The organism is Arachidicoccus ginsenosidivorans (assembly GCF_007971385.1).
Classification (GTDB): domain Bacteria; phylum Bacteroidota; class Bacteroidia; order Chitinophagales; family Chitinophagaceae; genus Arachidicoccus; species Arachidicoccus ginsenosidivorans.
This window is the reverse complement of the sequence record NZ_CP042434.1, coordinates 3,904,582-3,926,013: the sequence shown is the minus strand read 5'-3', so window position 1 is coordinate 3,926,013 and position 21,432 is coordinate 3,904,582. Positions and strand designations below refer to the sequence as shown.

Annotated in this window: 22 protein-coding genes; 6 read left to right on the top strand and 16 right to left on the bottom strand. The window is 41.1% G+C overall.

What is annotated here, in order from left to right; translation table 11 throughout:
* Positions 1–12: 12 nt before the first annotated feature.
* From FSB73_RS15825 to FSB73_RS15775, 13 genes are all read right to left on the bottom strand, one after another.
* The gene (locus FSB73_RS15825; protein ID WP_146784307.1) at positions 13–894 is read right to left on the bottom strand and encodes a peptidase associated/transthyretin-like domain-containing protein; all 882 of its coding nucleotides are present in this window, start codon (positions 892–894) and stop codon (positions 13–15) included.
* Between the two features lie 531 nt (positions 895–1,425).
* Positions 1,426–2,412: a pyruvate dehydrogenase complex E1 component subunit beta gene (locus tag FSB73_RS15820; protein ID WP_146784304.1), complete on the bottom strand. Its 987-nt coding sequence runs from the start codon at positions 2,410–2,412 to the stop codon at positions 1,426–1,428.
* A gap of 224 nt (positions 2,413–2,636) precedes the next feature.
* Positions 2,637–4,067 (bottom strand): L-glutamate gamma-semialdehyde dehydrogenase, encoded by a 1,431-nt coding sequence (pruA, locus tag FSB73_RS15815; RefSeq protein ID WP_225974843.1) that lies wholly within the window; start codon positions 4,065–4,067, stop codon positions 2,637–2,639.
* The gene (locus FSB73_RS25265) at positions 4,031–4,273 is read right to left on the bottom strand and encodes a hypothetical protein (RefSeq protein WP_225974072.1); all 243 of its coding nucleotides are present in this window, start codon (positions 4,271–4,273) and stop codon (positions 4,031–4,033) included. Before FSB73_RS25265 ends, pruA begins: the two co-directional genes overlap by 37 nt.
* Positions 4,274–4,334: 61 nt before the next feature.
* A complete protein-coding gene (locus FSB73_RS15810) occupies positions 4,335–4,661 on the bottom strand; it encodes a DUF3467 domain-containing protein (RefSeq protein ID WP_146784301.1) in 327 nt (108 codons plus the stop codon).
* Positions 4,662–4,765: 104 nt separating this feature from the next.
* A complete protein-coding gene (tilS, locus tag FSB73_RS26830) occupies positions 4,766–5,749 on the bottom strand; it encodes a tRNA lysidine(34) synthetase TilS (RefSeq protein WP_158639577.1) in 984 nt (327 codons plus the stop codon).
* The gene (locus FSB73_RS15800) at positions 5,733–6,338 is read right to left on the bottom strand and encodes an ATP-binding protein (protein WP_146784295.1); all 606 of its coding nucleotides are present in this window, start codon (positions 6,336–6,338) and stop codon (positions 5,733–5,735) included. Before FSB73_RS15800 ends, tilS begins: the two co-directional genes overlap by 17 nt.
* Before the next feature lie 267 nt (positions 6,339–6,605).
* Positions 6,606–7,695 (bottom strand): peptide chain release factor 2 gene (gene prfB, locus FSB73_RS15795; protein ID WP_394344797.1). Its coding sequence is split into 2 segments (ribosomal slippage): positions 6,606–7,646 and positions 7,648–7,695, totalling 1,089 coding nucleotides; the frame shifts between segments, so codons are not numbered across the junction.
* Between the two features lie 157 nt (positions 7,696–7,852).
* Positions 7,853–9,268 carry a Glu/Leu/Phe/Val family dehydrogenase gene (locus FSB73_RS15790; RefSeq protein WP_146784289.1) on the bottom strand — a complete coding sequence of 472 codons (1,416 nt, stop codon included), beginning with the start codon at positions 9,266–9,268 and terminating at the stop codon, positions 7,853–7,855.
* A 25-nt stretch (positions 9,269–9,293) separates the two neighbouring features.
* Positions 9,294–9,530: a CcmD family protein gene (locus FSB73_RS15785; protein WP_225974071.1), complete on the bottom strand. Its 237-nt coding sequence runs from the start codon at positions 9,528–9,530 to the stop codon at positions 9,294–9,296.
* Positions 9,531–9,693: 163 nt separating this feature from the next.
* Positions 9,694–10,074, bottom strand: a complete 381-nt coding sequence (locus FSB73_RS25255) for a hypothetical protein (RefSeq protein WP_225974070.1) — start codon at positions 10,072–10,074, stop codon at positions 9,694–9,696.
* Complete coding sequence (gene ccsA, locus FSB73_RS25250; RefSeq protein ID WP_225974069.1) at positions 10,017–10,376, bottom strand: cytochrome c biogenesis protein CcsA; 360 nt, start codon at positions 10,374–10,376, stop codon at positions 10,017–10,019. The genes FSB73_RS25255 and ccsA overlap by 58 nt, the downstream gene beginning before the upstream one ends.
* A gap of 108 nt (positions 10,377–10,484) precedes the next feature.
* Positions 10,485–10,928 carry a type I restriction enzyme HsdR N-terminal domain-containing protein gene (locus FSB73_RS15775; RefSeq protein ID WP_146784286.1) on the bottom strand — a complete coding sequence of 148 codons (444 nt, stop codon included), beginning with the start codon at positions 10,926–10,928 and terminating at the stop codon, positions 10,485–10,487.
* Positions 10,929–11,192: 264 nt separating this feature from the next.
* On the opposite strand from FSB73_RS15775, the gene FSB73_RS15770 reads away from it, so the two are divergent.
* A complete protein-coding gene (locus tag FSB73_RS15770; RefSeq protein WP_146784283.1) occupies positions 11,193–11,972 on the top strand; it encodes an AMP nucleosidase in 780 nt (259 codons plus the stop codon).
* 432 nt (positions 11,973–12,404) lie between these two features.
* A complete protein-coding gene (locus FSB73_RS15765) occupies positions 12,405–12,932 on the top strand; it encodes a DUF6705 family protein (protein ID WP_146784280.1) in 528 nt (175 codons plus the stop codon).
* A 335-nt stretch (positions 12,933–13,267) separates the two neighbouring features.
* Here FSB73_RS15765 and FSB73_RS15760 read toward each other — a convergent pair whose 3' ends face one another.
* The 3 genes from FSB73_RS15760 to FSB73_RS15750 all read right to left on the bottom strand — a co-directional run bounded on the left by FSB73_RS15760 (position 13,268) and on the right by FSB73_RS15750 (position 16,923).
* The gene (locus FSB73_RS15760; protein WP_146784277.1) at positions 13,268–13,594 is read right to left on the bottom strand and encodes a hypothetical protein; all 327 of its coding nucleotides are present in this window, start codon (positions 13,592–13,594) and stop codon (positions 13,268–13,270) included.
* 235 nt (positions 13,595–13,829) lie between these two features.
* Positions 13,830–14,903 (bottom strand): oxygen-dependent tRNA uridine(34) hydroxylase TrhO, encoded by a 1,074-nt coding sequence (trhO, locus tag FSB73_RS15755; protein ID WP_146784274.1) that lies wholly within the window; start codon positions 14,901–14,903, stop codon positions 13,830–13,832.
* Between the two features lie 169 nt (positions 14,904–15,072).
* On the bottom strand, positions 15,073–16,923 hold the full coding sequence (locus FSB73_RS15750) for a chloride channel protein (RefSeq protein WP_146784271.1): 1,851 nt from the start codon (positions 16,921–16,923) through the stop codon (positions 15,073–15,075).
* 209 nt (positions 16,924–17,132) lie between these two features.
* Between FSB73_RS15750 and rpmI the strand changes: the two genes are divergently transcribed.
* From rpmI to FSB73_RS15730, 4 genes are all read left to right on the top strand, one after another.
* Positions 17,133–17,330, top strand: coding sequence for a 50S ribosomal protein L35 (gene rpmI, locus FSB73_RS15745; protein ID WP_146784268.1), 198 nt, complete (start codon positions 17,133–17,135; stop codon positions 17,328–17,330).
* A 105-nt stretch (positions 17,331–17,435) separates the two neighbouring features.
* Positions 17,436–17,780 carry a 50S ribosomal protein L20 gene (gene rplT / locus FSB73_RS15740; protein ID WP_091393504.1) on the top strand — a complete coding sequence of 115 codons (345 nt, stop codon included), beginning with the start codon at positions 17,436–17,438 and terminating at the stop codon, positions 17,778–17,780.
* Between the two features lie 359 nt (positions 17,781–18,139).
* Positions 18,140–19,573, top strand: a complete 1,434-nt coding sequence (locus FSB73_RS15735) for a type III PLP-dependent enzyme domain-containing protein (protein ID WP_146784265.1) — start codon at positions 18,140–18,142, stop codon at positions 19,571–19,573.
* Between the two features lie 136 nt (positions 19,574–19,709).
* Positions 19,710–21,374 (top strand): glutamine--tRNA ligase/YqeY domain fusion protein, encoded by a 1,665-nt coding sequence (locus FSB73_RS15730; protein WP_146784262.1) that lies wholly within the window; start codon positions 19,710–19,712, stop codon positions 21,372–21,374.
* Positions 21,375–21,432 lie beyond the last annotated feature (58 nt).

Sequence of the window (21,432 nt, the reverse complement as noted above, 5' to 3'; positions counted from 1 at the left end):
GTCAAACGCGACCTATCTTTGTTTAACAGGCAAGGTTGTATCTTCTGAAGTTTTCGTTTCATTTAAATTTTGCGCATGTTGATACATCCTTTGATAATCTGGAAAAGAAGGTGCGTTCTGTGGCAATGCACCTATACGGAAGTCATGCGCCTTTTTCATCAGATACTGCCCAAGTTCCAAATCATTCATGTCTCTTAGCTGCAGGGCAGTTGGGCGGTAATAGTTCTTAAAATAGCGGATGGAATCTTCATCTTTTATTCTTGTAAATAGCTCAATGGTGGAGGGGGATAACCGGTGATTAATATAGCCTTCATCTTCCGCGTAAAATGCAAATTGCTTAAAGCGCAGATCTTTGTTATTTTTCTGACTTTGCAACCAACGGATAACCCCTGATACGCTTACGCCTAGGGCAATAGGAATAGGGACTTTGCCGATTTTGGGAACGGTGACCGCATCTGCAAGCGTCGGTTTTTTATATGCAAAAATATCGCTGTACAGGTACCTACGCATCAGTGAATCCTTTAGATAATCACGTCCGGTTACTTTGACCTCGGCTAATTCATGGCCCAAATCCATTTGTCCCTTTAAATATTCGGGATCTTGCAAATACACATTAAAATGCTGATAAAACAACAGGTATGCAGCTGGGTAAGTAACGGCAAGCCTGCCGGTTGGATCATAAAAACGAACCGTATCACCCCTTTTTAAATTTATCTGATAAAACCCTGTTTTGTCTGTCGAGGTTGTAAACCCATCAGACACTTTAATGATAGCTGCTGGTACTGGCTTTTTAGACGTGAATGTTTCATAAACATACCCTGAAATTAACCTTGCTGATTGCTGGGGTAGCTTATTGGGCGGCTTTAGATGGCTGCTATTGTGCGTACCGCCCACAGGCAAATCGGATTGTGCCTGCAAGTTGCTGGCCCGCCCAACAATAAAGTACCGATTATTAGCGCCCCTAGTCTGCTTCCAGCTGTAGCCACTGCCTTTTCATTGCTATTGAATATAAAAGGGTACTTGAATAATTTTATTTGTTGTAGTCCAGGCATATAAAAACGAACAACTAGTTACAATATCAGCGGTTTTTTCGGTAAACAGAAAGATCATCATACTAAATAAAAGATCCATATAAAATCAATGCGCTGTCATAAATTTACTCGTTTTCAATCCTTTGGTGATGCAACAAAGCGGTAAATTCAGGTTAAGATGAAGTTAAAGCTATTTATAACCGACCTTGTTTCATTTGTTCGTTAGCTTATAATTTATGCAAAAAAACCGCCATATAAGCTGGGAAGGATCTCCCGGCCTATATGGCGGTTTTTTTTTGCAACACAAGAGAATACTTGTATTTTATATGTTTATTTTGAGCATTTAGAACTTCCGGCAATTTATTATTGTCGGTATGAATCAGCCCATCCACGCCTATTTTTTTAGATACATTACTTCCTTTACCAGTTTTACCACCCCTGCAACACTTGGCAAATAGGCCTCAACAAGGGTTGGCGCATAGTGCATAGGTGCATCAGCTGCCGTAATTCTGCGGATAGGCGCATCCAGGTAATCAAAACCTTCTTTTTGGATTCTATAAGTAATTTCTGAACTGACAGACGCAAATGGCCACTGTTCTTCCACAATCACCAAACGATTGGTTTTCTTAACACTTTCCAGGATCGTTCTCCAGTCCAAAGGTCGGATGGTTCTCAGATCGATCACCTCAGCACTGATTCCTTCCTTTTCTAATTCCACTGCGGCGGCGAGTGCAACTTTCATCATTTTGTTGAAAGAAACAATGGTTACGTCCTTGCCAGCCTTTTTAACATCCGCCTTTCCAAGTTCAATATAATATTCTTCTTCAGGAACTTCACTCTTATCCCCATAACTTACTTCACTCTCCATGAAAATTACTGGATCCTGTTCATAACGAATGGCTTGTTTGAGTAATCCTTTTGCGTCATAGCCATTAGAGACAGATACCACTTTAATCCCCGGGATATTAGCATATAAAGCTTCAAAAGCAGTCGAGTGCTGCGCTCCGAGCTGACCTGCGCTGCCGTTTGGTCCGCGCAGTACAATAGGGCAGCCGATCTGACCACCACTCATTGCCAGCATTTTAGAAGCCGTATTTAATATCTGATCCAGCGCCAGTACGGCAAAATTCCAGGTCATATATTCAACGATAGGCAATAAGCCATTCTGAGCAGCACCCACAGCCACGCCGGTAAAGCCTAATTCAGAGATAGGCGTATCAATGATACGTTTAGGACCGAACTCAGCAAGCATACCCTGGCTAACTTTATAAGCACCATTATACTCAGCTACTTCTTCTCCCATTAAGAAAACACGCTCATCTCTTCTCATTTCTTCACTCATCGCTTCACGCAATGCTTCACGAAAGGCTATTTGTCGCATAATATATTTATCTAATTTAATATAAGAATACTCGTAATTTACGGCGCAAAAATATATGTTTTTTCTGTAGAATTCCGAATTTATTTGCAAAATTACATGGAGATACAAAGCATTATAAAAAATCCACTTTCTTTAGGAAAGTGGATTTTTATTATGATACATTATTATTGTATGCGCACAAATTAGAATATTGCGCCACTTCAATTTGTATTTATTGCAAAAAGCTACTCTGCATCCTCAGCCAAAAATGGATAGGTATAATCCACAGGAGGGTTCAGTGTCTCTTTAATACTACGGGCACTTAACCAGCGATACAGATTTAAAGCGCTACCTGCTTTATCATTGGTTCCTGAAGCTCTGGCACCACCAAAAGGCTGTTGTCCTACAACGGCACCCGTTGGCTTATCATTGACATAGAAGTTGCCGGCCGCAAAACGCAGTTTTTCTGTTGCCAGGGCTATAGCCGTTCTGTCCTGAGCCAATATGGAACCTGTCAGGGCATAGGGTGACGTACTGTCTACCAGATCCAGTGTCTGTTCAAACTTCTCAGCATCATAGACATAGATCGTCAGCACGGGGCCAAAAATCTCCTCACACATGGTCACATACTTGGGGTCTTTTGCCTCAATAATGGTTGGTTCAATAAAATATCCTTCTGTTTTGTCACAGTTACCACCTACCAGAATACTTGCTTTTCTATCTTTTGCAGCGGCTTTCAGATAGGCTGCTATCTTGTCAAAGCTTTTCTCATCAATCACGGCATTGATATAATTACTAAAATCATCCACTGGTCCCATTTTAAATGACTTAACAGTGGCAATCAACTTGGATTTGATCTTATCAGCCAGATTGGAAGGGATATACGCCCTTGAGGCTGCAGAACATTTCTGGCCTTGATATTCAAAGGCTCCACGGGCCAGGGCAGTCACCGCTTCGTCTACATTAGCAGATTTATGGACGACTACAAAGTCCTTGCCTCCTGTCTCACCGACGATCCTTGGATAGGATTTATAACGGCTGATATTTTCACCGATGGTTTTCCAGATGGTATTAAATACAGCTGAAGAACCTGTAAAATGAATACCAGCAAAATCAGGATGGGAGAAAACAATTTTACCCAATTTAGGACCGCTGACATAAATCAGATTAATAACACCATCAGGTAATCCGGCTTCCTTAAGGATCTTCATCACTAACTGCGCACTATACACCTGAGAATCAGCTGGTTTCCAGACGACAACATTGCCACACAGCGCTGCACTGGTCGGCAGATTACCAGCAATAGCGGTAAAGTTAAATGGTGTCAGTGCCAGCACAAAGCCTTCCAATGGACGCCATTCAGTGCGATTTTTCACGCCTGGTGCATCACTGGGCTGCTGACGGTAAATCTCACTTAAGAAATGAACATTGAAACGTAAAAAGTCAATTAATTCGCAGGCGCTGTCAATTTCTGCCTGGTAAGGGTTCTTACTCTGGCACAGCATGGTAGCCGCATTGAGTTGGGCACGGTATTTTTGTGCGATCAGATCTGCTGCTTTTAAGAAAATACCTGCACGGTCTTCCCATGGCATGGCTTCCCAACCGCTTTTGGCTTTTAAGGCTGCGTCAATGGCCTGATTTATATGTTTTTCTTCCCCACGATGGAAAAAGCCCAGCGAATGGCTGAGTTCATGGGAGGACGGATTTCTACTTTCTTTCCGGTCCTTACAGCACGACCACCGATATACATAGGAATTTCTAACTTCTTTTTCTTAGCATCGGCAATAGCCTTACTGAGGGCTGCTCTTTCAGCAGATCCGGGCGCATATCCCAAAACCGGTTCATTGGCCGGCAATGGATAATTAAAATAACCTAGACTCATAGAATTATAATTTGTACTTGATTAAAAACATGATTATAGCTGCTCGAAGCAGTAGAAAATCTTATGCCTGGGCAGCTGGACCGCCAAAGTTCATCGGAATCTCAATGGCATCCAGGTCCTTGATTTCTCCGTTTTCACTTTCAAATCGGCGGACATTGTCGGCCAGTGCACCCAGTAACCTTTTAGCATGCATCGGTGACAGAATGATTCTTGACTTCACCTTATTTTTAGGATTTCCTGGCATGACATTCACAAAATCTACAATAAATTCTGCATTGCTATGGGTAATAATGGCCAGATTTGAGTAAGTGCCTTCCGCGACTTCCTCACTGATCTCAATATTTAATTGCTCAGGTCCTTGTGGGTTCTTTTCCTTTTGATTTGCCATGATAAATACTAGATTTTGAACTGCGAATATAGCACATTCAGTTGAGCTGCCTGCCTATTCAGGCAATCGTTTGTGCCTTGTACCCTACAGTTTAACTTAATTGTTTAACTTTTTCTTTTTGTATGATCGTGATCCCTGAAATGCACTTTAAGTACATTTTTCGTTTTTGGGGTAATCTTAAAGCGCTCATCAATGCGCCAACCGATTAACCAGACAATTCTTTGCTGACTTTCCAGTACCCAAATATGTTCTTTTTCATGTAACCCTACCTTCTGATCTATCAAAAAACGGGCAATTTTCTTTTTTTTATGCATCCCTAAGGGATAAAAATAGTCCCCGGGCTTCCATTTTCTTAACAGTAATGGAAATGTCAGCATTGCCAGATCCAGCTGGGCAAAGGTCGGATCTGCAATAATTTTTAAACCTGCACCTTTCTTTTTAATAACATTGTCATTTATATTTTCAGTGCCACTTTCAGTGTCACTTTCATTTTGCCCATCATTTTGTAGTTTAAGTATCAAGTGGCCCTCAGGGAAATCCACGGTCGCGTCCACCTTTTCAATCACCACTACACCTGCCTTTTCTGCACTGAGCGCTGTTACAACCAAATGTGCCCGATTACGCAAAACCCGGAAAGTGCCAGCAGGATTATCCTGATAGGCTCCGCTGTCAGCCATTAATAATTTTTCCACCTCAAAAATCTGCCTGGCCCCAAATCCATAAGGTTTTAAAGCCTCCCACAAAAGTGTAGCGGCAATGCCAGATTTTTGTAGCAATAAAACACTAAGATGCAATTGGCCGTTCATAATATTAAACAGTCGTTTTTTATAATACTGCAACCCTTTGCGGTATAATACTTCTGTCTGCTTAAATCTTTGGATATTGTCCAACAAGTTATCCTCTATAGCCGGGTATGGCTTTTTGAGCGCCGGTAAAATCTCATGACGCAAATAATTTCTGGTATAATCCGTTAATTGATTGGTAGCGTCTTCCACCCACTCTAAGGATGTTTGGCGGGCATAATCCAATAATTCCTGTTTTCTGATATTTAATAAGGGTCTTAGTATGTAGTCATTTTTTTGGGGCATACCATGCATGCCGCCAATACCCGTCCCCTAAAAAGTTCAAAAGCAAGGTTTCAATATTGTCCTCGGCGTGATGCGCCGTCATTAAATACCTGGGCCTTAATTCGGGATCCATCGTAGATAAGGGTGCCAGATCAGCTTTTGGTGCAGCTTCCTTTATCAGGCTGGCAAAAAAATCATAACGTAGTTTACGGGCTGTTTCTTCTATGGACATCCTCCATTCCCTGGACTGAGAAGTCGTATCAAAAGTTTTTACAATCAGGGGTATTTCAAGCGCTGCAGCCTGCGTCCTTACAAAGGCTTCATCCCGATCACTCTCCTTATCCCTTAAGCTAAAATTACAATGAACCCAGATAGCCGGCATCCCTACTTCAAATAGCAATCTTCCAAGAACCATACTATCCATTCCACCACTGATGGCCAGTAGTACGGGGCGCAGTCCAGGGTACTGTTGCAGGCCTCCGGTCTTTTTTGAGGCCATTAGCAAAAAAGGAAATTCTCGCCTCAACACCTCCTGAAACCTTGTAACAAGGAGCGCTTTATTTGATTTGGAATTTAAGCCTTTGTCTGGTGGCGTATTAATTGGTGACATGAATTAACTACTGATTCAATATGTGTGAAGTACTACTTTTTTTTGCAAAAACGGTCATCAGGTATTACGGCCATTTTTAAGAAAAAAGTTGCAAACTGTCAATAACTACCTGAATGTACCGGTTTTAGAGAATTTATTTAAGAAAAATAAGAGCGACAATGAATCACTTTTTGCTTTCGTATGGATTGTTTACCTAGCTTTTCTGTAACATATACAATGCTACAAGACCCAATGCTTGCTGATTACGCTGTTTACGGTGAGAATCATTTAATCCTCCGAATCATGACTCATAAGGCCCGCTTTAATAAACCCGTCCAACTCTCCATCCATGACGGGTTGTATATTGCCTGTTTCATAATCGGTGCGATGGTCTTTAATCATTTTATAAGGGTGAAAGACATAACTGCGGATCTGGGATCCCCACTCTATCTTTTTCTTACTTGCATTATTAGCGTCCTGTAGCTCCTGCCTGCGCCTAAGTTCCTCTTCATAGAGCCGGCTTTTAAGCATGGTCAGCGCAATTTCTCGGTTTTCACCCTGCGTTCTGGATTGCTGACATTCCACAATGATTCCAGAAGGTGTATGTTTTAAGCGGACGGCTGTTTCTACTTTATTGACATTTTGACCGCCCTTACCACCACTGCGATAGAATTCCCATTGCAAATCCGCTGGGTTCACCTCAATTTCAATGGTATCATCGATTAAGGGATACACATATACTGAAGCAAAAGAGGTATGTCTTCTGGCATTACTGTCAAATGGGGAAATCCTCACCAGCCGGTGCACCCCACTCTCTCCTTTTAAAAATCCATAGGCAAAATTGCCCTCAAATTCCAGGGTGGCACTTTTAATACCAGCCTGGTCGCCTTCCTGATAATCTAATTCAGTAACCTTCCAACCTTGTTTTTCTCCATACATTCTGTACATGCGTAGCAGCATTTCTGCCCAATCCTGACTTTCTGTTCCTCCGGCACCCGGATTAATCTGAACCACTGCCGGCAATTCGTCTTCAGGTTTATTGAGCGTACTTTTAAATTCTGCTTCTTCCAGCTTTTCAAGCGCCAGGTCATAGGCCTGCTTGGTTTCCTGTTCTGTTGCATCACCAGCTTTCCAGAACTCAAAGAGCACAGCAAAGTCCTCTATGGCCGTTTCTACGCTTTCATAAAGGTGTATCCAGTACTCCAGAATCTGTATTTCTTTCATGGTCTGCGTTGCCCGGACATTATCATCCCAGAAACCGGCAGACACACTCAACATTCTGTCTTCCTCTAATTTTTGTCGTCGATTCTCGACGTCAAAGAAACCTCCTCAAAACCAATAGGCGGTCTCTTATATCTTTTAAATGTTCGCTGGTCATGTTGAGAAAATAAAAGTCTAAAAATTTATTGTTTGCAATTGCAAAATTACAGCAATTATTCAGCAATTCCTTAGCAAAATTTGATTTCAATAAACAACCATCCCTGATTCCATTGTTTAGACAAAGGATGGTTGTTTAATGTTTTACTATCAATATTTTATGGGAAAATACCTAGTTCATCATAAGATGTACCTACTTTATTAATGGCCACGATATAGGCTGCAGTGCGCATATCCGGGATGGCGTCATTACTGTTCCAGACCTCCAGAATCTCTCTGGTAGCAGAAACCATCGTCTCTTCCAGACCACTGTAAACCAGATCCACCTCATCGGCTCCATGTTCTATAAATGCTCTTTCCGCGCTGCTGACTTTCTTACCGGTCAGATCTTCTAGTTGCGCTAAAATCTGCTTATTCATATTTTCTGTGAAGCGTTTTTCCATCCGTCCATAACGGACATGGCTAAGGTTTTTCAGCCACTCAAAATAGGAAACGGTTACCCCGCCCGCATTCAGGTACATATCAGGAATGATCACTACACCTTTGGCATTGAGGATCGCATCTGCCTCTGGCGTGAGTGGGCCGTTGGCGGCCTCCCCGATAATCTTCGCCTTGACCCTGTCTGCATTACTTTCGTTAATTACACTTTCCAGAGCAGCAGGAATCAAAATATCACATTCGGTTTCCAGTGCTGCATTGCTTGAGGGAAGATTGGTTGCACCCGGAAAATTCAAAATTGATCCGGTTTTCTTGCGGTGTTTGAACACTTCTTCCTCGTTAAGCCCCTGCTCAGAATAGATCGCCCCTTCATACTCCGCAATGGCCACTACTTTGGCCCCGAAGGCTCTGAAAAATTTGGCGGAGTGAAAACCTACATTACCCAAACCCTGAATAATAACACGTTTGCCTTCCACACCTAAGGAAAGCCCCACCTTGTCCATCACTTTATGGGTATTACAGACCTCCCTTACGCCATAGAAAACACCCAGTCCTGTAGCTTCAGTGCGTCCTCTTACGCCTCCCTGAGAGACTGGTTTACCAGTTACGCATGCTGCACCATCAATCATCCCGGGATTCATGGACATATAAGTATCCAGGATCCAGGCCATTTCTCTGGCACCGGTACCATAATCAGGTGCCGGTACATCAATACCGGGTCCGATGAAGTTCTTTTTTATAAGCTCAGAAGTATAGCGTCTGGTAATTTTCTGTAACTCAAATTCGCTGTACTTCTTTGGATTGATTTTAATGCCCCCTTTACCTCCTGCAAAAGGTACATTGACGATGGCACATTTATAGGTCATCAGCGCGGCCAGCGCCATGACCTCATCCTGATCGACATTTTCGCTAAAACGAATCCCGCCTTTACAAGGCGTTTTGTGGTGGGAATGTTGTACCCGGTAGGCTTCAATTACTTCCAGTGAACCATCATCTCTTTTCAATGGAAATCTTAATCTTAATACGGAGTTTGCAGCTTTAATCTGCTCAAGCAGGCCCTGGGGCCATTTAGTGAATTGGCTGGCTCTGTCAAAGTTCTTATTGACATTTTCAAAGAAACTGTTTTGTTCTGCCATTGTTTGAATGTTTATGGATTTTAAATCATTGTTGATCATGCTCCTTTTCCATTCTGGCTATCTTTCTATCCAAGTAAAACAGATAGGCAAATAGGGCGATAACGATCAGTACGATTACCGCGACAACAACATAGATTTTTCCATTGCTATCCATAAAGTCTTCACTCCCCGCTCCTGCTGCTGTGGTTTGGGCAAATAAAACGCCGGTCATACCAACCGCAAATACAAGAACTGTAGCTAAGGCTTTTTTTAGAATATTCATGGGATTAAGTGACTTTTTGATAAATGATGATGATGATTGGACTTGCTGCCATTTTTTGAAAGCAAATCATGTTTTGATTAAACTATTTTTTGTCGGATGATTGGGTTATTACAAATTGTACTTTTACGATAATATAAAAATGATGAGCAGATCCAAACGCTTTTTAGCCTAAAGCCCGATCCAGTTTCTTCTCCAGTAAAGTTCTGTAACGGACAAATAAAGTAGCTACCCAGACACTCAGTAATGTCCAGCCGATAAAGGCAGGATACATGACCGTTTTTAATGCAGCGGAGGTGTCATTTGGATTAAGTCCTGGGTTGCCTTGACTGCCCAGGCCGCCTGGATGCAGGCTTTCTGTCATTCTGGGCATAATATAAAGCGTAGGAAAGAGCATACAAAACGCAAAAATATTGTACACCGCCCCTATTTTGGCTTTCTTATCAATATCATTCATGGAACCTCTTAGCACAAAATAGGCACAATAAATCAAAATAGCCATCGCCGTACCGGTCTGCTTAGGATCATTACTCCAGGCCGCCCCCATTGGTATTTAGCCCAGATCATGCCGGTAAAAAGTCCGATGAAACTAAATAACAGACCTGTACGCGCGAATTCCAATGAAATAATATCGTCCTTTTTATTGCCGGTACGCAGATATTTAATGGCATAGACAACAGAAACGGACAGTAGAATCATCATCGCAATCCACATGGGCACATGGAAGAACAGATTTCTGACGGATTGTTGTAACCGGCCTTCCAAAACCGGAACTTTGACCAAAAAACCTTCTGTACATACATACATTAAAATTATAAACGCCAGTATTTTCCACCAGTATTTTCGCATATCTCTTTTATGTTTAGGACCCTTTGCTTTGCAAAATTATATAAAAATGATCACCCAAACACTTGTTAGTTTGAATATTTTATAAAATTTTCAATTCTTACCTTAATTTTAAAGGTTGCTGGGCCAGTCAGGCAGTGCCTGCAGTAGCTTGAATCCGCCACTTTGAATTTCCCAGCCAAAATGTTGATATCCGTTTGTCAGCACCAGATAAGTGGCCGTTAATCTGGAATTATAGCGCAGAATCTGCTCAAGAACCTTCTGATCTATGGCCACATCTGGCTCTTTACATTCGATTACCAACCAAGGTTTAGTATTATAATAAACAGCTATATCAAACCTTTTACTCATTTCTCCCAGCCGAATCTGCTTTTCAATGGCGATAAGCGAAGGCGGATACCCCATCCCACCGGTCAGAAAACGGACAAAATTCTGCCGGACCCACTCCTCAGGTGTGAGCCGCACCCATTTTCGGCGGATAGTATCCCAGATCATTTCCTGGCCTTGATCTCCCTGAAACCTAAAATCCGGTTCCGGAAACTGGATCTCTAACATAGGACCAAAAGTAAGCATCTACCACCGAAAGCCTGCCACCAGCCATCATTTATTTTAGATCTGGATGTAAATCAGCCCCCCAAACACCTCTGCCTAAATTTTGGGACTTCATCAAAGCTTAACTATATTCGTGGTGGATAGGCAACACAGAGTGGCAATGGGTAACGACTAAGCTTTTAGGAGATGCTAATAAAGACGTCCCTGACCTTTTTGTAGTCCAACAGCATTTAAATTTATAAACGCGCTAAACTTAAGGATAATAGTATGCCATTAAAAAACAGAAATGAGATCGTGACCAACTGGCTGCCACGCTACACCGGAGAAAAACTGAAAAATTTCGGGGAATATATCCTGCTGACCAATTTTGCCAATTATGTGGAGAAGTTTGCAAAGTGGAATAATGTTCCTGTTGTAGGCAAGGATAAACCCTTTCAATGTGCCACGGCGGGTAATATTACGATCATAAACTTTGGCATGGGTAGCCCCGGGGCAGCCACCATTATGGATTTGCTCTCTGCCATAAAACCCAAAGCAGCCTTATTTTTAGGTAAATGCGGCGGCCTGAAAAAAAGAAATAAGATCGGGGATTTAATTCTGCCCATTGCGGCCATCAGGGGCGAAGGGACTTCCAATGATTATTTCCCTCCTGAAGTGCCGGCACTTCCAGCCTTTGCATTGCAAAAAGCCATTTCCACTACGGCCAGAGATTATAAAGTAGATTATTGGACGGGGACCGTCTATACCACTAACAGGAGAGTCTGGGAACATGATGATGCTTTTAAAAAGTACCTGACCAAAATCCGGGCATATGCAGTAGATATGGAAACAGCCACCATTTTTACCGTTGGATTCTATAACCATATTCCGACTGGCGCCTTACTACTAGTCAGTGATCAACCCATGGTGGCAGAAGGTGTTAAAACGGCAGAGAGTGATAAAAAAGTCACCTCATCCTACGTAGACAATCATATTAAAATTGGCATTGATTCTTTAAAACAACTGATTAACAATGGCCTGACCGTAAGGCATCTTAGGTATTTATAAATATTCGCGCCGAGCTTTGTGTAAATAACTGGCAGCTTACTTGCTATTGGGATTCAATTATCGTTTTGAAAAACAAACGCAAACTTGCTTATATTTCTTTCCGATTAGCGTTTATGACACTGCGCCAAATGCATCGGATTACATCATTGATTTGACTTTACAAATATGCGGTTTCAATAATACAAACAGTGTAAGTGATAACGAAAAAGCTTTGGTAAAAGCTTTAGGACTACTAAAATCTGGACTTACTCTATTAAAACAAGATTCAAATGGCACGTTTGGTCAATTGTCCATCGATTCAAATGACAGTATTAATGTAATAAATTGTAATTAGTAGGAAATATTTATAAATTAATAATCTGTTCCCAGAATGTAAAGGATTAAATTCTGATACGGAAAATTTAAAAGTCAAAAATTGTAAAATATAAACAGATGAAAAAGAAAATAATAATCATAAGTGCTTTGCTTTTAATATTCCACTGCGCAATCGGGCAACAAAAGAGAAGCAATGATCCTATTAAGGATATGGATTTCACCCTAATGAATAAATTTAATGGTACTTGGGAATGGAAAACCAGCAAGGAGTCTCTTACTATAATTCTAAAAACAGCCGCTCCTACACCAGGTAACAACTTATATCTTGTTTTCGGTTGGTATCGTTTTGAAAAAAATGGAAAGGTAATTATCGATGAATTAGCTGATGTAGGGAATCTACGTACTTCGACCTTCGCGGGGTATAGCAAAAAGGGAGATTCATTACTACATTTTTCCTTTACAGATAAATCGAATAACAAACTTAGACACGGCTTTTTATCTTTTATTGACGGAAGCCAAACATCTGCATTATTAACGTTTGAAAACGAAAAGTATATCGCTGAACGGAAGCAATATCGGAAGTCTCAGCAGATTAGAGATACAATCCCCAGTACGTTTAAAATTATATTGAAAAAATTAAAATAGATAAATTTAGCAGAACGATATAACCGTACAATACAATTTAAACACATACAACAGTACTGATATTGGGCAGCAATTCAGCGGCTAATTCTTTAAATGCCTAATTATATTTAGGGCGTGGCTCCTCCCCTGGACTGTTTTTGACCATCCCCTAAGTTTTTGGCCCTTTATGCATCATTTCATACGCTTAATATTTTTAAGAGACCAACAGCTTTGTGTAGGGATGAGTTGATATTTTTTTACACCATTCCCTTTTAACGTTGGGAACACTTGCTTTTAAGCCTAATTTGGTACCTCCCTTTTATTTCAAAAAGACTTTCATCTAGTGTGGTTGCTTACTAGGTTTCCATGAGCTTTTTCCACAGATTTTTAACTGTTTGTTTACTATGCTGCTGTAGTAATTGAACGAAATCGGAACGATGTTCCACAAAGGAATTAATCATATGTGCTATTTGAAGGCACTGATAATAATTACGATAACTACTAAATGAGTTGAGTGAAAATTTATAACCAGGACTATAGCCGTTTTTTTGACTATTGTAGCCCTGATTTCCTATTTTCCATCTATTTCTGCCTGCCTGACATATCTCCCGAACATTTGCCCCCGTAGGCTTTATGTTGGTTATAAATACAAACCTGTTGATTTTTTTTATTTTCTGGATCACTTTGTTTCCGGCCCTTTTTATTCTGGCTTTTGATCTGCTCAGAACTAACCCAATAAAGTGGATACCCCTCAAGATCCAACGGCTCTTCCAGCCATGTTTAGTCTTTGGTTATTGTCGTTTGACCTTGCTTTTATATCTACTGTTTGCATGCTGCGATGCTTATCCTGAAGATCATAAATATCTTCGTGCAGTACGCTAAGAATGTCATCAGGGAATACAACGCTAAATGAGCGCCTTACTTTTCCTCGCTCTTTTCACTACCAGCATGGCCATGCAATTCTTCCCATCTGGGTCGAATCCTAACCTTCGATTTATTAAATATATTTCTGCCCTTATCAATACCTTTTCGGAGTTGTTTTTGCCGTTCTAAAGGCATTTCAAGGGTATCCAGGCACTCTTGGCTACAACAGCCTTGATATTTTTCCCTACATTCTTCACACTGAATAAACAGCAAATGACAGCCATCATTTTTGCAATTGGTATGGGTGTCACAGGCTTTACCACACTGATGGCAATGCGCAATGACATCGGTGGTGATTCTTTCCCCCAGCCGGTTATCAAAGACAAAGTTTTTCCCGATAAATTTAGAATCCAAACCTTGCTCTTTAATTTGATGTGCATAATGAATGACCCCACCTTCCAGGTGATAGACATTTTTAAAGCCGTTGTGCAACATAAAAGCACTGGCCTTCTCACATCGGATGCCGCCCGTACAATACATCACCACATTTTTATCTTCTTTGCCTTTTAAAGCATCCAGGGCCATGGGTAGCTGGTCTCTGAAAGTATCTGAAGGGATTTCTATGGCTTTTTCAAAATGCCCCACTTCATATTCATAATGATTGCGCATATCAATGACTGTGGTTTCCGGATCTTCCAATAGCCTGTTCATCTCAGCGGCATTGACATATTTTCCCTTGCGCTCCATATTAAATGCGGGATCCTCAATACCGTCGGCAACAATTTTCTCCCTGACCTTGATTTTCAATACCCAGAAAGATTTTCCATCATCATCCACCGCTACATTGAGTCGCAGATCCTGCAAATGTTCCAGACCGTGAATATACTGTTTAAAAGCTTCGTAGTGGTGTTCAGGTACACTGACCTGTGCATTCATCCCCTCTTTGGCGACATAAATACGGCCAAAAACAGCCAGGGGAAATAGCGCCTTATATAGTTCATCTCTGAACTCCTGGGGATTAACAATAGGAAAATACTTGTAATAACTAATAGTGATGCGCTTAAATGGTTCTTCCATTAAACGCTTTTTCAGCTCCTCACCGGAGACACGGTTGTGTAATACTGCCATCTAAAAATAATTTTTCTGACATCAGGTGATTTTGGAATTATAATGATCTTTTAAAAAATCATTTCCAGAAGCCCAATGTTCCATTAAAAATATGGACCCGTATATCAGACGGGCGAATAAGGTGCAAAGATAATAGGTTTCAAGGATATCTTTGCTTAGAATGCGCCAATTATACCATTCGGATTATTTCACTACGGTATTTATCCAAAATCGAAGCTTTAGAAATAAAGCCCAGCCAGTTCCCATTTTCATCCACCACCGGCAGTACGTTTTTGGCCGAATGCAGTTTCTCAAACTTATGGATAGCAGAATGCATGTCATCTTTAATGGTCAGGGCAATTTGTTTCATCATCAGATCACCAGCCGTCACTTTTTTATTTTCCTCTCTTTTTTTGTCATCAAAAAGAATCGTTTTGATGTCATTAAGATAGATCACCCCTTTTAACAGTTGTTTTTTACCATTTTCATTACCCTGCTCTTCTACTGCTTCTACGACGGCATATACATCCTTATCTGAAGACCGGATCATTTCCAGCATAGCTGTAAGGTCCGTATTTAATTGAAAAACCGGATAATCTTTACTGATTAAGAACCTGAGTTCCAACCGGCTTAGGGCAAAACGGTCTTTATCTGTGGGATCCAGCTCTGACTCCTGAAACAGCCTTTTCATCTCCAGAGACAGCGGTTCAAAGGACTTTACCACAAAAAAGCTAATGGCCGCTACCATCATTAAGGGAATAAATAAGGAATAACCATTGGTTACTTCGGCTGCCAGAAATATGGCCGTAAGTGGCGCAAAAAAGAGCCCGCTCAGCATACCAGCCATCCCGACTACGATCAGATTGGTAATCGGCACATCCGTGTAGCCTAACAGTTGGAAGAAACGCCCCAAGACAAAGCCTAATAGCGCTCCAATGACCAGTGATGGAGCAAAACTGCCTCCATTACCGCCGCCCATAATGGTAAATGCCGTTCCGAAAATCTTAAAGATCATGATACCACAGATAAATAGCCAGATGAGCCATTCATTGTGTGTATGTGCGATCAAAATCGAGTTATGTGGAATTTGCCCGGTCTCTGCCAGGGTCTTGATAAAGATATACCCCTCTCCAAAGATCTGTGGAAATAAAAAGATCAGCACACCCAATAATAAGGAACCAACCAGCCAGCGTTTGACGGGCCCGCCCATTGCTGCAAATTTATGGTCCATCCAGTGATAAACCCTGGAGTAAAACAGACAAAGACAACCAGCTAATAAGCCTAGTCCCAGATAAAGGAATATATTATTATAATCAAAAGAGCGTATCGTATTAAAAGTCAGCAGTACATTGTCTCCTAATAATACTTTTGCCAGTAATGCGCCTGTAGCCGAAGACATTAATAAAGGAATAAAAGAAGCTATGGATACTTCAATCATCAATACTTCCAGTGCGAATAATATTCCGGCAATTGGTGCACCAAATGCAGAAGATATTCCAGAAGCAATCCCGCAGGCCAGTAAAAGCGTTCTTTCCTTATAAGGCAAAAAAGTAGCACGCCCCAGATTCGAGCCGATCGCTGCTCCTGTGGCCACCATCGGTGATTCAAGGCCGCAGGAACCGCCCAGACCTACCGTTAACCCTGCCGTAGTAATATGAGAATAACACTGGCTAAATGGTAAATCAGAGGATTTTTTGGCTATGGCATAGACAATTTTATCATTCCCTTTTTTAAACGATGATTTATAAACCTTTTCAATAAGCAGACTACTGAGTCCGATGCCCAAAATCGGTGTCAGCGCCTGATACCAGACAATATCCCCTAATTCAGAACTTTCAAAGAAAAAATGTTCCAGCTTAACCACAAACAGCTTTAAAGCAATGGCGCCCAGACTGGCCAGACAACCTACAACCAGGCAACAAAAAATAAGAAATTGCCTTTCAGTCATCCTTCTTTTTAGCATTAAAACGCTGTATTTCAGCTGCGTAAAGAATAAATGAACGGATTTGTTAATTACCTCTCTTATGCGATTGATTGTCATTTGTGAGCGCAAAGTTAATTGAAAAACAAATAAATGTGTGTATATTAGAGCTGGTTCTTACCTATATTAAAAATATTTTTGCCAAAGTTCATTTAATTTGACTACCTTTGCCGTCCCAAAATGGGAAACTATTACTCGTAAGGCTCAACAAGTGTTTCACATGGGGTGAAACCGCCAGCAGAGTGTAATCTTTTAGATTATCTAAATTTATGCCTAAAGTTAAAACAAACTCAAGCGCAAAAAAACGCTTCAAAGTTACAGGTACCGGCGAATTGATGCACCAAAAACCTTTCAAACGCCACATTCTTACTAAAAAATCCACTAAACGTAAAAGAGCGCTTCGTATCATGGGTACAGTAGCCCCTTCTCACAAACATTTTGTGCAGCGTTTACTCCGTTTAAAATAAGAACGTTTAGCTAAAGATTAGCTAAACATAAGAGTGCAGTTAGCGTACAGTTAAAGGAAAAATCAATTTAAAAATCACCGGCTACCCGGTTTAAAATCATAGCATATGCCACGTTCAGTAAATGCAGTAGCATCAAGGGCAAGAAGAAAGAGAATATTAAAACAGGCCAAAGGTTTTTACGGCAAACGTAAAAACGTATATACCGTCGCCAAAAACGTCGTTGAAAAAGGAATGACCTACAGCTATGTAGGCCGTAAACTTAAAAAACGCGAATACCGTCAGTTATGGATCGCCCGTATCAACGCAGGTGTCCGTCAGGAAGGATTAACCTACAGTGAATTTATCCACAAGTTAAACCAAAAAGGCATTGAGCTGAACCGTAAAGTTTTGGCTGACATGGCTATGAATGAGCCAGAGGCTTTCAAAGCACTGGTTGATTCTGTAAAATAAAACAAGACAATCCTTGATTTAAGCTATGTAATTTAACTTAACTTATCTCATGGCGAGTCAACTGAAAAGGACAGCTCTTTTTTATAAGGATGCTGTCCTTTTTAATTATTCAACAGCCATAACCTATTGTGGCTTTGCTTTTTCCTCTTGCTGCATTTACAGTTTTGCCACTGTCAGGTAGCTCCAATCAGCCAGACGCTTTCGATTAGGTGCTTCTTTTGAGGTGCCAGTTGAGACCGAATCCCAAAAGATTGGGATTCCTTTAAAATAATCAGACCATAACCAAAACAGCATCCAAATATTTAAGTTACTTTTGTGGCGTTAAAAATTTATACTCAGATTTTTACCTTTATTTGCAGATGAATAATTCGTACACCGATCTGGTGAAACAAACCTTCCACTTTCCACAGGAAGGTGTTGACCTCAATAAAAATAGCGGCTACCTGGAATTCAATGGACTTGATCTCAAGCCGATTATTGAGAAGTATGGTACCCCACTTAAGTTGACCTACCTACCCAAAATCGGTATCAATATCAACCGTGCGAAAGAATATTTTGAAAAAGCCTTTAAAAAGCACAAATACGAAGGAGAATATTATTATTGCTATTGCACCAAAAGCTCCCACTTCTCCTTTGTGGTGGAGGAAGCCCTGAAGCACAATATTCATCTGGAGACCTCCTATGCGTACGATATTGAGATCATCAATGCGTTATACAAGAAAAAGAAGATCTCTAAAGACACCCATATTATCTGTAACGGTTTTAAACAAAAATCCTATACCAGCCGCATTGCCAAACTGATTAATTCAGGCTTTAAAAATGTGATTCCGGTATTGGATAACAAGGAAGAATTACAGATGTATAAGGGGCGCATCCGGACGGGAGAGCCATTCAAGCTAGGCATCCGTATTGCGGCAGAAGAAGAGCCGAGTTTCCCATTTTATACCTCCAGGCTAGGCATAAAAGCCCGGGATATCCTGGAATTCTATGTAGATGAGATTGAGGGCAATGAAGATAAGTTCCAACTGAAGATGTTGCATATTTTCTTAAACAAAGGGATCAAAGACGATATTTATTATTGGTCTGAGCTGAATAAAAGCATCAACCTTTATTGCCAGTTGAAAAAAATCTGCCCTGAACTCGATAGTATTAATATCGGTGGTGGTTTTCCAATCAAGCACTCCCTAGCCTTTGAGTATGATTATCAGTTTATGATCAATGAGATCGTTGGTAATATCAAAAAGGCCTGCAAAAAGGCAAAAGTGCCCATGCCCAATATCTTTACAGAATTTGGCAGCTTCACCGTAGGTGAAAGCATGGCACATATCTACTCAGTTATCGGCGAAAAAATACAAAATGACCGGGAAACCTGGTATATGATCGATTCCTCCTTTATCACCACCCTGCCAGACACCTGGGGTATTGGAGAAAAATTTCTTATGTTGCCCATTAATAAATGGGATAATGAATACCAAAGAGTTGTCCTGGGTGGCATTACCTGTGATGGACACGATTATTATGACTCCGAAGAGCATATCAATGAGGTATTTTTGCCTAAAACAAAAAGCCAGGAAGTGGAAGATGAGGAAAACAAAAAACCGCTTTATGTGGGCTTTTTCCATACAGGTGCCTATCAGGATCAGATCAGCGGCTATGGGGGCATCAAGCATTGCCTGATCCCTTCCCCCAAACACATTATCGTGGAATATGACAAAAACGGTCAGCTGGATACCTGGGTATATGCGAAGGAACAAAGTGCGCAAAGCATGATGAAGATACTGGGATACCAATAATCGGAGCCTCACGGATCGATTTATTACAGAACTAAGCTAAAGGCAGCAAGTGTTTGCTGCCTTTATTGTAATTTTGAGCCACTGGACCGTTAAAGCTGTCCCGAAAAACAAATTAGCAGAAAAGATTATTTAATATATGTCAGAAGAAAAGTCACTGAATTTTATCGAGGAGATTATAGAAAACGACCTAAAAAGCGGCAAATACGATCAAATCGTGACCCGTTTTCCGCCCGAGCCCAATGGGTATCTCCATATCGGGCACGCCAAAAGTATTTGTCTGAACTTTGGACTGGCCGAGCACTATAATGGCCGGACCAATTTGCGATTTGACGATACAAATCCTGAAAAGGAAGAAACTGAATACGTAGAAAGTATCAAGGCGGATATTAAATGGCTCGGGTTTGATTGGGACCAAGAGCTTTATACTTCTGATTATTTTGAACAGCTATATCAGTTTGCCCTCACCCTAATTAAAAAGGGGCTTGCTTATGTGGATGACAGTACGAGCGAACAAATCGCTGCCGGAAAAGGCACCCCCACAACACCTGGCGTGGCTAGCTCTTATAGATCTCGCTCTATTGAGGAGAATTTGCAATTATTTGAGCAGATGCGTGCGGGTAAATTTAAAGACGGCGAAAAGGTACTTCGGGCCAAAATTGACCTGGCCGCTCCAAATATGTTGTTACGCGATCCTTTATTATATAGAATCAAACACGCGACTCACCATAGAACCGGTGACCAGTGGTGTATTTACCCGATGTATGATTTTGCGCATGGACAAAGTGATAGTATTGAACACATTACGCATTCTATCTGTACACTTGAATTTGTGCCGCATAGGCCAGTTTATGATTGGCTGATTGAAAAACTGGAGATTTTCCCCTCCCATCAGTATGAATTTGCGAGACTGAATATGACTTATACAGTAATGAGCAAGCGTAAACTGCTCCAGCTGGTAAGTGACAAAATTGTTGAGGGTTGGGATGACCCCAGAATGCCGACTATTTCCGGTATGCGCAGAAGAGGTTATACGCCTAAGTCCATCCGGGAATTTTCAAGACAAATAGGTGTCGCCAAGCGGGAGAATCTCATTGATCTGAGTCTATTGGAATTCTTTGTCAGAGAAGATCTGAATAAAACAGCCACCAGGCGAATGGTGGTCTTTGATCCTGTCAAACTTGTTATTACCAATTTTGCAGAGGATCAGGTGGAATACTTAGAAGGAGAAGACAATCCTGAAGCGGAACAGAAAACTTATAGAAAGATTCCTTTTACCAAGGAACTCTATATCGAAAGAGAAGATTTTATGGTGGATCCGCCAAAGAAGTTCTTCCGCTTAGCCCCAGGTAAAATGGTCCGGTTGAAATACGGTTATATTATTCGTTGTGATCAATTTAAACAAGATGAAAATGGTAATATCACAGAGATAGCCTGTACTTATTTTCCGGAAAGCAAAAGTGGCAGCGGCGATACAACGCTTAAAGCAAAAGGCACTTTGCACTGGGTCAGTGCAACCAAAAATACCCCTGTAACCCTGAAACTCTATGACCGTTTATTTACGGTAGAAGATATGAATAGTGCAGAGGGCGAGTACAAGGATCATTTAAATCCGCAGTCGCTGGTCATTAACAATGCTGCACTGGCAGAACCGGCTATTTTGGAAGACGCACCAGGATTGTCTTATCAATTTTTACGCAAAGGCTATTTTATCCAGGATAAAGAAAAAGAGGCAGATGGAAAACCTGTTTTTAACCGCACTGTCGGCCTGAAAGATAGTTGGGCCAAGGAAACCAAAAAATAAAGGGACAATTCCGACTATAGGTCTAAAATCATTACAGGAAAGCTAGCAGCCAGGCTGC

Coding starts and splice junctions, on each gene's coding strand:
- FSB73_RS15820 (WP_146784304.1), bottom strand. CDS start 2,412: ATGCGACAAATAGCCTTTCGTGAAGCATTGCGTGAAGCGATGAGTGAA.
- FSB73_RS25265 (WP_225974072.1), bottom strand. CDS start 4,273: ATGAGTCTAGGTTATTTTAATTATCCATTGCCGGCCAATGAACCGGTT.
- FSB73_RS15810 (WP_146784301.1), bottom strand. CDS start 4,661: ATGGCAAATCAAAAGGAAAAGAACCCACAAGGACCTGAGCAATTAAAT.
- tilS (WP_158639577.1), bottom strand. CDS start 5,749: ATGCCCCAAAAAAATGACTACATACTAAGACCCTTATTAAATATCAGA.
- FSB73_RS15800 (WP_146784295.1), bottom strand. CDS start 6,338: ATGTCACCAATTAATACGCCACCAGACAAAGGCTTAAATTCCAAATCA.
- FSB73_RS15790 (WP_146784289.1), bottom strand. CDS start 9,268: ATGGCAGAACAAAACAGTTTCTTTGAAAATGTCAATAAGAACTTTGAC.
- FSB73_RS15785 (WP_225974071.1), bottom strand. CDS start 9,530: ATGAATATTCTAAAAAAAGCCTTAGCTACAGTTCTTGTATTTGCGGTT.
- FSB73_RS25255 (WP_225974070.1), bottom strand. CDS start 10,074: ATGGGGGCGGCCTGGAGTAATGATCCTAAGCAGACCGGTACGGCGATG.
- ccsA (WP_225974069.1), bottom strand. CDS start 10,376: ATGCGAAAATACTGGTGGAAAATACTGGCGTTTATAATTTTAATGTAT.
- FSB73_RS15775 (WP_146784286.1), bottom strand. CDS start 10,928: ATGTTAGAGATCCAGTTTCCGGAACCGGATTTTAGGTTTCAGGGAGAT.
- FSB73_RS15770 (WP_146784283.1), top strand. CDS start 11,193: ATGCCATTAAAAAACAGAAATGAGATCGTGACCAACTGGCTGCCACGC.
- FSB73_RS15765 (WP_146784280.1), top strand. CDS start 12,405: ATGAAAAAGAAAATAATAATCATAAGTGCTTTGCTTTTAATATTCCAC.
- trhO (WP_146784274.1), bottom strand. CDS start 14,903: ATGGCAGTATTACACAACCGTGTCTCCGGTGAGGAGCTGAAAAAGCGT.
- FSB73_RS15750 (WP_146784271.1), bottom strand. CDS start 16,923: ATGACAATCAATCGCATAAGAGAGGTAATTAACAAATCCGTTCATTTA.
- rpmI (WP_146784268.1), top strand. CDS start 17,133: ATGCCTAAAGTTAAAACAAACTCAAGCGCAAAAAAACGCTTCAAAGTT.
- rplT (WP_091393504.1), top strand. CDS start 17,436: ATGCCACGTTCAGTAAATGCAGTAGCATCAAGGGCAAGAAGAAAGAGA.
- FSB73_RS15735 (WP_146784265.1), top strand. CDS start 18,140: ATGAATAATTCGTACACCGATCTGGTGAAACAAACCTTCCACTTTCCA.
- FSB73_RS15730 (WP_146784262.1), top strand. CDS start 19,710: ATGTCAGAAGAAAAGTCACTGAATTTTATCGAGGAGATTATAGAAAAC.